Here is a 12,110-nt window from a genome sequence, read left to right on the forward strand (position 1 = left end):
ATGGATTATACTGCCGAGGATGAAGTTATAATCAAGGAAAAGTGGGACGATCTGCTCCTCTCGTGCACCAAGATATGTAAGAACGACGAGGACTGGAATTTCATAAAAAGGGCATTTTTCCTGGCCAAGGAGGCACATCAGGGGGTAAGGCGCCGCTCCGGCGAGCCATACCTCCTGCATCCTATTGCAGTAGCCAAGATCGTCATCGAGGAGATCGGACTGGGCGTGAAATCGGTCGTGGCGGCATTACTGCACGACGTCGTGGAGGACACGGAATACACCGTGGAAGACATGGAACGCATCTTCGGGCCGAAAATCGCCTCGATGGTCGACGGGCTGACCAAGATGTCGGGCGTGTTCAACGCCGAAACCTCGGAACAGGCCGAATATTTCCGCAAGGTGTTGCTGACCCTCTCGGACGACGTGCGGGTCATCCTCATCAAAATCGCCGACCGCCTGCACAACATGCGCACGCTGGGGGCGATGCCGATGAACAAACAGATCAAGATCACGGGCGAAACGATCTACCTCTTCGCACCGCTGGCCTACCGGCTGGGGCTTTATTCGATCAAAAGCGAACTGGAAGACCTCTGCATGAAGTACCGGTTCCCGCAGCAATACGCCGAGATCACACAGAAACTCAATGAAACCGAGGCGTCGCGCCAGGAGTTCATCAGCAAGTTCAACGCCCCGATCATCGCGGGGCTCAACCGCGACAACATCAACTACGAAATCTCGGGGCGGGTGAAGAGCGTCTACTCGATATGGAGCAAGATGCAGCGCAAACAGATCCCCTTCGAGGAGATATACGACCTGTTTGCCATCCGCATCGTGTTCAAGCCGCTGCCGTTCCCCTCGGAAAAGACCCAATGCTGGCAGGTATACTCCACCATCACGGACATCTACACCCCAAAACCCGACCGGCTGCGCGACTGGATCTCGATGCCCAAGGCCAACGGCTACGAGGCGCTGCATTCGACCGTGATGGGGCCCGACGGCGTATGGGTCGAGGTGCAGATCCGCACCCAGCGCATGGAGGACATCGCCGAAAGGGGATTCGCCGCGCACTGGAAATACAAGCATGCGACCATCTCGCAGGACGAGGACGAATTCGACAAGTGGCTCAAACAGATCCGCTCGGCGCTGAACAGCCCCACGGAGAACGCAGTAGACTTCCTGGACAACTTCAAGTTATCGCTGTATACCTCGGAAATAGTGGTGTTTACACCCAAGGGAGAGGCCCGGAAAATGCCGTTCGGCGCCACGGCGCTCGATTTCGCATACGACATCCACTCGAAGATCGGAAACAGCGCCATCAGCGCCAAGATCAACCACAAGCTCGAACCGATCACCACGCAGATCAACAGTGGCGACCAGATCGAGATCATCACGGCCGACAATGCGCGTCCCAAGCCCGAATGGCTGGAGATCGTGACTACGGCCAAAGCCAAGCAGTCGATCAAGAGCTTCCTCAAACGCGAGCGGCAGAACAACATCGAGCGGGGTATGCACATGCTCGACGAAAAGATGAAGTCGCTCAATATCAAGCTCAGCGGCCGCGTCCTGCGCAAAATAGTACCCATTTACGAGAGTAACAACAAGGAGGAACTGTACAGCAAGATCGGGGCGGGGATCGTCAACCTCGACAACCTCGAAAAAGTCCTGAAGGTCAACTCCAAAAGCAAAATCCTCAAATTCTGGACGCTGTTCATCAACAAAAAGGAGGAGGAAGACGGCGACGACACGGCCGCCCCGGGCGAAACCGCCCCGGAAAAGGAACCGGCGGCAGAACCCCAGTTCGAAATCGCCGAATGCTGCAAGCCGATCCCCGGAGACAAGGTCGTGGGGTACCGCGACCCGGCGACGGGCAACATCATCGTACACAAAGCCAACTGCGACGAGCTGGACAGGCTCGCAGCGCAATTCGGCAAAAATATCGTCAAGGACGAAATCAAATGGTCGCAGCACAAGGCCATGTCGTACCTGGTCACCATCGAGCTGCGCGGCATCGACCGCATGGGCATCCTGCTCGACCTGGCGAAGGTCGTGAGCGGCGATTTCAGCATCAACATCCGCGAAGTCAGCATCCACAGCCACGACGGCATCTTCGAGGGCAGCATAAGCCTCTATGTGAAGGATGCGGAGGGCTTGCACGACGTGATGGACAAACTGCGCAAGATAAAAGGTATTGAAAGTGTCAAACGAACCCTGAGCTGATATGGAAAACTTCTCGACCGTCCTATGGATCGTAGTGATCGCAGCGGCCATGATATTCAACGTGGTATCGCAGAGCCGCAAACAGGCGAAGAAACAGGCCCGGCAGGCCGGCGACAGGCACGCCGGCAGCGAGGCATGGCCGTCATGGGATCCGGCAGCGGCCCCGCAACCTGCACCTCGGAAAGACGCCCCCGTCCGGCAGGAGGTGCAGCCGGCCGTGGCGTCGGCGGCAACCTCGACGATGGCGCCGTCGGCCGGATTCGAAGACGCGGCCCCGGCGGCCGGTTCCGGGCACACTGCGCACCTCAGCGGGCGCGGCAACGCGCCAAAAGACCGTCTGACAGCCGCGGAGCATCCCCACGCTGCGTATGACGACGCGCAGGAGGATGTTTCAGCCGAAATAGCCGAGGATTTCGACCTGCGCAGGGCCGTCATCTATTCGGAGATACTCAAGCCTAAATTCGACGAATAACGGCCGGAAGGAGGAGTTGCCCATGACACCCGAGGAGACAAAATGGCGGGCGAGCGTTTACGCCCCCGAAAAATTGAGGCGGAAACTGAAGCTGCAATACTGGCTGCTCGGCGCCTGGAGCCTCCTGGCAGGAGCATGGGTCGTATCGTTATGTACGGGGACGGACACATTCGGCTGGACGGCCGCCGTGGCTCTGTTCGCCGGTTATGCCAACATACTGCTCGGCATCGTCAACCTCAGGCGGCTCCTGGCCGGGAAAAAGCCGTTTTAGAATGGTGAACGGTAAACGACAGAAAGAACGCAAAAAAACGGAAATCTAAAAAAACGAAGTTATGTCATCCATCTTTACACGCATCATTGCCGGCGAGATCCCTTCGTATAAGGTCGCCGAAGACGAAAACTATTACGCATTCCTCGACATCAACCCGCTGACCAAAGGGCACACGCTGGTGGTCCCCAAAATGGAAGTGGACTACATTTTCGACCTCGACGACAAGACATTGGCCGGCATGATGCTCTTCGCCAAAAGGGTCGCGGCCAAAATCAGGCAGGAAATAGCCTGCAAGAGGGTCGCAGTAGTCGTTTTAGGGCTCGAAGTACCGCATGCACACGTCCATCTGATCCCCATACAGAGCGAAAACGACGTGGATTTCCACCGCGAAAAGCTCAAATTGACGCCGGAAGAGTTCCGGGAAATTGCAGCAAAACTCTTCGGATAAGGAGCTGTTTACAAAAATATAATTACTTATATTATAAGCGGATAGTGGGTTATTAACACTATCCGCATTCTTTTTATTTAACATAATATTTGCGGAGAGCAGGAGTTTGCCGAAAAAGCACTTGCTGTTACCGGGAATACCGGGGAAAATCGAATTTTTTATCGAAAAAGGGTAGTGTATTTACAAATGTAAATATCAAAGGGGAGGGTACTTTCCAATTGTAATTACAAATGTTAATCAACAAGAAGCGTAATCCCTGTTGATTTATATTTTTGTAAAAACAGTAGGGGAGTGCAAACAAAGCCTATCCGCAATGCAAAGTACATGAGTTAAATTGTTAAACAACCACACATATACACACTAAATACCAGTAAGTTACACTATTTATATACAAATTAAGTTAAACAATATCGGAATGGGTACAGAGTGGTTGTGCAAAACAGATCCCCAAGAGTAATTTTAGCATATAATTATGCTAATTATCAGCAATATACATATATTTATATCAACCAACAATGGATAACAATCTGCCCGGATGAATTTAACGATATTATTTCTTTTACAGATGTAAACATTATCAACAATTATTAACATTTTACAAATGCAGATCTTACTTGTTTTACAAAAGAAAAAACTTTATATTTGTAAAAAATTACGCTGATGAGGGAAAAATTGCTCGATTTGATGAAAAACGAAGGATTGAAGCCGAGCCAGCTTGCAGAGCAGCTCGAGATCAATCCCGCCGGAATATCCCACATTCTCGCAGGACGCAACAAACCGGGCTTCGATTTGCTGCAAAAGATCCTCAGGAGGTTTCCCCGGATCAATCCGGATTGGCTGCTGCTCGATTCCGACAAAATGTATCGGGATGAATATCCGGCAGCCTCGTCGGGCCAGCAGGCCTCCCGTACAACGGCGGCACAAAGGTCGTCCCCCGAATTGGGCAACGACCTTTTCACGCCGACACTGCCGGGCGGACTTCGGGCGGATGAAAAACAAACGCAGGACGCCGACGGGCATGACGGATCTGCGACGCAGTTTCCGCCGGCGTTGTTCGGCAAAGCGAATATCAAACGCGTCGTCGTGCTCTATGATGACCAGACCTTCGAAAGTTTTACGCCATCGACAAAGCGTTGAAATAATCCATGCGGGCAGATGCCCGGAATATTCGATTCTCGGAAAGATAAAATTCGGACAACCCGGTTTCCGCTTCGAAACGGACGGTACGTGGTCTATTCCCGAAACACTTGGCAATTACTTATTAATAGGTAAGGAGAAATTCCTGGCAACGGTACAATTGCCTGTCTTCATAACCCGCTTTATTTAACATAATGTTAATATTAATTCAATAAAAACCCCACAACGGTACAATCGCCTAAATGCGAACCCTCCCGAAACGGCGATAAAATTACGCCCCAAACCCTGAGCGCCTCTATGAGACTGGAAACGTGCGCCTAACGGGTTACTGTTCCGCAACGTAATAGCGATCCGGCGTTTCAAATATCGCCTGCGCAGGAATCAAGCTACGCTTCGGTCGTGCTCCAAATCCCTTGCAGGATATGCGCGCGCAAGCACGCCGGAGACACAAAAGCACAAATTTTATCCGCCTACATACCAACACCTTAACAAAATACCAATACGGCACATGGCGATCGTATGTCATTTCCGTGTTTTTTTGCTATTTTTGTAACGGTTAAATCAAAACAAATGGCTGGAAATGACTGCTGTATAAAACGCTCGGCAATTATCCTCGGGGCTTTCATGCTTTTTTTCGTGCTGTGGTATTTCAATATAGCCGTGAGGCCGTTCGAAGGCTGCATCGGCAGTTCGCAGACGCTCCATTATACACTGAATTACCTGTTGGCGGGGCTTATTCCGTCCGGGGCATTGTTCCTGCTGCACGCACGCCGGGACATCGCCTCGTCGATGGGCCTGTCGCACGGTTTCGGCACAGGGCTGCTCTTCGCCGTAACGGCGACGCTGCCGATGATCGCCGGGTATGCCGTCATCGGCGAGTTCGACCGGGAACTCTCTGCCGACGAAGCATTTACATGGATATTCATTGCCGGGATGTTCGAAGAGCTGGTATACAGGGGATTCGTCTTCGGACAGCTCTTCAGGTACGCCCGCTGGGGGTTTCTGCCCGCGGCACTGTTGGCGGCACTGGCATTCGGATCGTTGCATCTCTACCAAGGGCACGACCCGGTATCGGCACTGACGGCCTTCGGGGTTACGGCACTGGGCAGCATTTTTTTCAGCTGGCTCTATGTCGAATGGAACTACAACCTCTGGAGCGTAATCTGGCTGCACACTCTGATGAACCTACCCTGGATAGTGTTCCGCGTAAGTACGAGCGGCGCCGTCGGCGACATAGGGGCCAACGCGTTGCGGCTCTGCACCATAATTCTGGCAATCGGCCTGACTGTTGCATACAAGAGGAAACGGGGACTACCCACCGAATACAGATCAATACATTAATTACCAACAAGATACAAGATGCGTAAAATCTACATCGCCCTACTCATAGCCATCGTGTGCGGCGGCTGCACATCACGCCGCCAGGCGGACGGCGAGCCGCTGTACGTCTCGATCCTGCCGCTCCGGAGCCTCGTACAGGGAATTGTCGGCGACGATTTCGACATCGAGGTACTCGTACCGCCTGGAGCGAGCCCCGAAACCTTCGAGCCGACACCCCGACAGTTCGTCGGCCTGAACAAAGCCCGCATGGTCTTCAATGTCGGGCTTATCGACTTCGAAACCACGCTGTTGGCAAAGATCGAAGACCAGGCGAAGGTGGTCAACCTCAGCCGCGGCATCGAGCTGATCGCCGGCACCTGCTCGCACGGCAGCCACGGCCATACGCATACGCACGGCATCGACCCGCATGTCTGGACATCGCCCCGGGCATTGCAGAAGATGGCGGAAAACGCCTATGAGGCGATCCGGGAAGCCTATCCAGACTCGGTAAAGTATGAAACGAATTACAGGCTGCTGCAACAGGAACTGAAGGCACTGGACGAACGGACGGCGGCACGGATCGCCGCAAGCGACGTGGAATATTTCATCATCTACCACCCCGCCCTCACCTACTACGCCCGGGACTACGGGTTACGGCAGATTGCCATCGAAGCCGACGGGAAGGAACCGTCGGCAAAACAACTGACACAGCTTATCCGGCAGGCACGCGAAGACGGCGTGCGGCGCATCCTCTACCAGAGCCAGTTCCCGGCATCGGCCGTGGAGGTCATTGCCCGCGACATCGACGCCGAGTATGCGGAGGTAGACCCGCTGCGTGAGGACGTGATCGCAAACATCGAAGAGATAACCGGCATAATCACACGGAGATGAACCTGGTGACATTACACCACGTCGGCGTAGCGTACGACGGGTACGAGGCGCTGAAAAATGTCGACCTCACGATCGCACAGGATGATTTCCTGGGAATAATAGGCCCCAACGGAGGCGGGAAAACGACACTCGTGAAGGCGATCCTCGGGACGGTACCCCACACCGGCGAGGTCGTGCTCGCCCCGGAGTTGTTCCGCGGCAAGGAGCGGCTGATCGGATATATGCCCCAGATCAGCAATTTCGACCGGACATTCCCGATCTCGGTGTTGGAGGTGGTATTGTCGGGGCTGCAAGGGCACCGGGGCTTCGTTTCCCGGTACACGAAGGAAGACCGGGCGAAAGCCCTCCGGCTGCTCGAAACATCGGGGATCGGGGAGACGGCACGCAGCCCCATCGGCGAGGTTTCGGGCGGGCAGATGCAGCGGGCGCTGCTGTGCAGGGCGGTGATTTCAGACCCGAAGCTGCTGATACTGGACGAGCCGGCGAATTTCGTGGACAACAAATTCGAAAACGAGCTTTACCGGACGCTGCGCGAGTTGAACAGCCGGATGGCGATCGTCATGGTATCGCACGACATCGGCACGATCACCAGCGTGGTGAAGGAGATCGTCTGCGTGAACCGCCGCGTGCACCGCCACCATTCGAACGTCATCACCGAGGAGCAGCTGCGCAATTACGACTGCCCTATTCAGATCGTATCCCACGGGCATATCCCGCACACCGTGCTGGAGCACCATCCGGGCGACTGCTGCTGCGACCACGACTGATCCGGGGCGGGACAGCGCACACGCCTGCCTGCGGCTGGGGCGCGATGCCGGCAAGGCCGGCTCCGCCAGCCGCCGCCCAAATGTACCCGCCGCAGACCGTTACACGGTCTTCGCATTCCCGGGCAGGGTTATGAATTTCGTCAGGAAAGCCCCGAAGAAGTAAAGCCCGGCCAAAATCCATACGACGCCCTCGCCGCCGACCAGCCGGTAGAACACCCCGACGATGGCGGGGCCGACGAAAACCGGAAGCCCCGCACCGAGGTTCAGCACGGAAACGGCTGCCCCCTTGTCCTTTTTGACAAGCGAGGGCATCAGGGCCGACAGCGGGACATATCCGGCAAGCAGGGCGCCCCAGAGTACGCCGGCAGCCATCACCACCCAGAAATTGCCCGCCGAAAACTGCGGCGAATAGTAGAACAGCAGCGTGGTGATACCGCAGCCCACGCCGCCGAACCAGATAATGGTGTTGCGCCACCCCACTTTGTCGCCGACAAAGCCGAAAATGAGGTTGAAGACGATGTTGGCCGTGAAAATAGTGCCCCAGATCCGGAGCCACTCGGTCGTCGTGAACCCGTAGTCGGCCATATACATCGGGAGGAAAACGGGAAAAGCGAATTGCGCCGTGGTGTTGATTACACGGACGATGCCGCCCAAGAGCACCTTCGGTTCCTGCTTCATGATGGTGATACCCTTCAGCAACTCCCTCATCTTCTCACGGGTACCGCCCGCAACGGCAAGCCGTTTCTGCGACTTGTTCATCACCAAGGCGAAAAACGCCCCCAGCAAAGCCCAGAATACGGATGTCCACAGCGTATTGATATTGCCGATGCGCTCGATGGCCCAACTGGAATAGTAGGCCCCGAGGACGTTGAGTCCTCCGGTAAATACGAACCAGAACCAGCCGACGGCCTTTCCGAGGCCGTTCTTGGGCGCGGCATAGGCGATCCAGACCAAAAAAGAATAGGCGAACAGCGGATAACCGAACCCGCGCAGGGCATAGGTCGCGAGCATCAGCGGGTAATGCAGTCCGGGCAGCGACAGACCGACGAAGCCGCAGGTACCCAGCAGGTAGAGCACGAGCCCGGCGAACATCGTCCGTTTGACGCCGTACGCCTCGGCCAGGACGCCCGAGAACCACGCAGAAATAGCGATGGTCACGCCGTACATGGTGAAAAGCCCGGCGGATTGCTCCAGGGACAAACCCCGGCCGATGAGGTACGGGCTCAGCCATCCCTGCTCGATGCCGTCGCCCATCATGAAAATAAGAATTCCCAAATACGCCCAGGCAAGGGGTTTGGGCAAGCCGATTTTGTCGAAAATTGTCCGGTTCATAGTAAGTATGGGTTTATGCTGGTCTGGGGTTTCGTCGATATTCCGGCGTCATCGCCGTTGCGCCCTACCCTTTCCGGAAAATTCCGGATAAAAATAGCCGCGATGCTCCGGGTAGACAAAGGAACAACAAACGAAATATTAATTTTCTTTTTACAACCCAACAAATATACTTATTTTTCATAAAAAAGCAAAAATAAGAAAACAAAACACAATAATAAAAAGCAATCCATATGGAAACCGGCATGAAAAGCGCACGCGAGGATGCGAGGGAGGACAGACGGGAACAGGGGCGAAAAGGGAGCGCGCGAGGACGCGGGGGGGGGCAGGGAAAGGATAAGGGAGGAACAGACGCGGTACAGGAAAATACAACGGGGAAAATCGCGGAGAGAAGTGGCGGGAAGGACGAGAGATGGAGCGAGTAACAGGCAGGAAAGGGTGCCGGGAGCACTGCCCAGGAAACAGCTGGGGAAAGGCTGTCGGGAAAGGCTTTCAGGAGAGCTGCCAATGCCGGATGAAGGCAAAAAAAGCGGTTCCGCCATGCAGAACCGCCCCTAATCGGAATGAACCAGCTTTACTTTTTCGCCTCGTTGATCTTGCTAAGCTTCTCGAAGAGTTTTTCGAACTCACCCACCATCTCGACACGCAGCGCAGCATAGTGCTTGCGGACAAGCGAGGGGTTATGCGGCTCGGCGGGATTGTTCGCCTTGGTGAAAAGGTCGTTGCGGACAGCCACGGCCTCCTGCATCACCTCGAAAATCTCCGTCTCTTTCGAAGGCTGAAAACAAATTGCCATATCGCAGTCGAAAACCACCTCTTCCAGACGATAGTCGATCTCCTTTTTCAGGTACCTTAAATTTGCCATATTATCGTGTATTTAAAAATTTCCTGGACAAAGGTACGAAAAAGCTTTGGATTACCAAAGGTTTATCGGGCGGGGACGATTATTAAAAACTTTTATTATCATTTGCAGCGGTTCGGAAAAAGGCCAACCGGGGCTCCCGAGATCGGATCATCAGAAAGCGGAGGAAACCACTGCGGCTGGCAGCGGAGCCGCATCGGCATCGGCATCGGCATAGATTGCACCCGCCGCCGATGCGCACCTACGAAAAAAGGATTCCCTAAAGAAGGGAATCCTTTTTATCGGCGGATACCGGGCTACATCCTTTCGAGTTCCCGATAGGTCTTTTTGCCGGCTTTGGCGGCGGCCTTGGCGGCCTGTGCCTCCTCCCTGGCGATCTTGCGCGCGGCACGTTCCTGTTCGCGGGCGATGCGTCGGGCTTCACGGAGTTCCTTCTTCGAATAGTGCCCGGCCTCCTTCAACGCTTCACCTGCCTCGCGCCGGGCTTCGCGAAGGTCTTTCCGGTAATCGGTATCCCCGGGCATCTCGACGATGATACCCGTTATCGACTCGTCGACAACCTCGCATCCGCACGGCTCGCAACCCTGCCCGGCAGGCTGGGGTGCGATTTTGGGCTTGGGGATCATCGTGCGCTGCTCGACAATGCTGCCCGCACCGTAATTGATCGTCAGTTCGACGCGGCGAAGCGGCGGCAGGATATGCTTTATCATATACTCCCAAGCCGCAGGTATCTTTTTCAGCGCCAACTCCTTGGCATCGGACGACTGTTTCCCGTCGAGGATTCCGAGCACGGCCTGTTTGTCGGGTACGGGCGACCGGGCGACCAGCGCACGGCACATCTCCCAATCCTCGGCGACGGAATTGAGCGTGACGTCGTACTTCTTCGAAAAACCATACTTCTTGTCAACGTAACTCTTGAAATCCCGGGCACGGTTCCGAGCGAGGGTCTCGTTGAACGCCCGGGGCCCGTCGGGCGAAGAATAGCCCGTGATTTCGACCGATTTGACATGCATCAGCGTATCGCGCATGAGGTTGTCCACAAAGGCGTTCAGCCCGTCGAGTTCGCGCGAATTGCCGTCGAGCGCCGCGGAAAGGCTGGCCAGGTTGATCTGGTAACGGATCGAATAATCCGTGTCGCCCTGACGCTTCACAAGGAACCTGCGGACGATGTAATCGCCGTCGGTGGCCTCCGACAGCATCACGGTGTCGGCCGCAGGCGCCGGCACCGCGCTCCCGGCCCGGGCCGTCGCTCCGGCAGCGGCACACAACGCAAGGAATAGAGCGAATGTTGTAAAGATTGTTTTCACGCAATAATGGTGTTGGTTAATTCTTGCCACGCTATTCGCAAGATTCGTACCACGTTAAATGCCCGGATACGGAGCCGGATAAGGATTTTTCGTTATATTTGTAAAACCTTATTTACCATAAATCTATCCCGACATGCAAATGGATCTCCTCGACAATCCCAAAATCAAGCAGATAAAATCCCGCTATCTGCTGCTCGCACTCATCCCCGCAGTGCTGTTGTTAATCGCATTCATAAGCTGCACGACGATCGACAGCGGGTCGGTCGGCATCCGCTTCAAGAAATGGTCGTCGGACGCCAGCCAGTACGGAGGCGTGCTCGGCACGTGCAAAGGCTGGGTGTGGTACAACCCCATCACGCAAAAGATCTTCGAATACCCGATCTACGTCCAGCGCAAAACCTACGAACCGTTCCGCGTCAACGCCAAGGACGCCTCGGAATTCACGATGGATCCGACGATCGCCTACCGGCTCGACCCAGACAAGGCCACGGCCGTATTCACCAAATACCGCAAGACCCTCGGGGAGATCGAAGACGGTTACATCCGCACCTGCATCTACGAGGCATACCGTACGTGTGCCAACCAGTATACGTCGGACTACCTGATGTCGCACCGCGGGGAATTCGAATCGGAGGTGCGCAAACGCCTGGAGGTGAGCCTCTCGTCGGAAGGATTCCTGGTGGAGGAATTCACGTCGCAGATCACCCCTCCGCAATCGCTCGCGGAAGCCATCAACGCCAAGAACGAGGCCGTACAGAATGCGCTGAAGGCGGAAAACAAGGTCAAGGAGGCCGAGGCGAACGCCAAAATCGAAATCGCCAAGGCACAGGGCGAGGCACAGGCACTGCGCATCAAAGGCGACGGCGAAGCCTATTACAACCGCGTCGTGGCACAATCGCTGAGCCCGCTGCTCGTGCAGCAGGATGCCATCGACAAATGGGACGGCAAACTCCCGACATACAGCGGCGGCGGCGCATTACCGTTCATCAACATCGGGAAATGACCCGGAATTGCCTGCCGGGAAATAATCCCCGCTGGCGGTACATGAGGGGAGGGCGTATTGAACTGCACCCCAAAAGTTGGACATAA

12 protein-coding genes are annotated in these 12,110 nt (G+C 55.2%); 9 read left to right on the forward strand and 3 right to left on the reverse strand.

Features of this window, described 5'->3' with window-relative positions:
• From QVP03_RS08815 to QVP03_RS08850, 8 genes are all read left to right on the forward strand, one after another.
• The gene (locus QVP03_RS08815; protein WP_022333114.1) at window positions 1-2,217 is read left to right on the forward strand and encodes a RelA/SpoT family protein; all 2,217 of its coding nucleotides are present in this window, start codon (window positions 1-3) and stop codon (window positions 2,215-2,217) included.
• 1 nt (window position 2,218) lies between these two features.
• Complete coding sequence (locus QVP03_RS08820; protein WP_022333115.1) at window positions 2,219-2,689, forward strand: hypothetical protein; 471 nt, start codon at window positions 2,219-2,221, stop codon at window positions 2,687-2,689.
• A gap of 73 nt (window positions 2,690-2,762) precedes the next feature.
• Window positions 2,763-2,960 carry a hypothetical protein gene (locus QVP03_RS08825; RefSeq protein ID WP_256166387.1) on the forward strand — a complete coding sequence of 66 codons (198 nt, stop codon included), beginning with the start codon at window positions 2,763-2,765 and terminating at the stop codon, window positions 2,958-2,960.
• Between the two features lie 61 nt (window positions 2,961-3,021).
• The gene (locus QVP03_RS08830) at window positions 3,022-3,408 is read left to right on the forward strand and encodes an HIT family protein (RefSeq protein ID WP_022333117.1); all 387 of its coding nucleotides are present in this window, start codon (window positions 3,022-3,024) and stop codon (window positions 3,406-3,408) included.
• 660 nt (window positions 3,409-4,068) lie between these two features.
• Complete coding sequence (locus QVP03_RS08835; protein ID WP_022333118.1) at window positions 4,069-4,545, forward strand: helix-turn-helix domain-containing protein; 477 nt, start codon at window positions 4,069-4,071, stop codon at window positions 4,543-4,545.
• A 570-nt stretch (window positions 4,546-5,115) separates the two neighbouring features.
• Window positions 5,116-5,886, forward strand: coding sequence for a CPBP family intramembrane glutamic endopeptidase (locus QVP03_RS08840; RefSeq protein ID WP_022333119.1), 771 nt, complete (start codon window positions 5,116-5,118; stop codon window positions 5,884-5,886).
• A gap of 18 nt (window positions 5,887-5,904) precedes the next feature.
• The gene (locus QVP03_RS08845; protein ID WP_022333120.1) at window positions 5,905-6,756 is read left to right on the forward strand and encodes a metal ABC transporter solute-binding protein, Zn/Mn family; all 852 of its coding nucleotides are present in this window, start codon (window positions 5,905-5,907) and stop codon (window positions 6,754-6,756) included.
• Complete coding sequence (locus QVP03_RS08850) at window positions 6,753-7,523, forward strand: metal ABC transporter ATP-binding protein (protein WP_022333121.1); 771 nt, start codon at window positions 6,753-6,755, stop codon at window positions 7,521-7,523. Before QVP03_RS08845 ends, QVP03_RS08850 begins: the two co-directional genes overlap by 4 nt.
• Before the next feature lie 99 nt (window positions 7,524-7,622).
• Here the strand turns inward: QVP03_RS08850 and QVP03_RS08855 are convergent, their stop codons facing one another.
• The 3 genes from QVP03_RS08855 to QVP03_RS08865 form a co-directional block, all read right to left on the reverse strand.
• On the reverse strand, window positions 7,623-8,855 hold the full coding sequence (locus tag QVP03_RS08855) for an MFS transporter (RefSeq protein WP_022333122.1): 1,233 nt from the start codon (window positions 8,853-8,855) through the stop codon (window positions 7,623-7,625).
• Between the two features lie 571 nt (window positions 8,856-9,426).
• Window positions 9,427-9,717 (reverse strand): hypothetical protein, encoded by a 291-nt coding sequence (locus tag QVP03_RS08860; protein ID WP_022333124.1) that lies wholly within the window; start codon window positions 9,715-9,717, stop codon window positions 9,427-9,429.
• Window positions 9,718-10,010: 293 nt separating this feature from the next.
• A complete protein-coding gene (locus tag QVP03_RS08865) occupies window positions 10,011-11,021 on the reverse strand; it encodes a hypothetical protein (RefSeq protein ID WP_232044639.1) in 1,011 nt (336 codons plus the stop codon).
• A 133-nt stretch (window positions 11,022-11,154) separates the two neighbouring features.
• Here QVP03_RS08865 and QVP03_RS08870 point away from each other — a divergent pair, with 133 nt between their 5' ends.
• Window positions 11,155-12,024 (forward strand): prohibitin family protein, encoded by an 870-nt coding sequence (locus QVP03_RS08870; protein ID WP_022333126.1) that lies wholly within the window; start codon window positions 11,155-11,157, stop codon window positions 12,022-12,024.
• Window positions 12,025-12,110 lie beyond the last annotated feature (86 nt).

The organism is Alistipes sp. CAG:29, assembly GCF_000435435.1.
GTDB lineage: Bacteria > Bacteroidota > Bacteroidia > Bacteroidales > Rikenellaceae > Alistipes > Alistipes onderdonkii.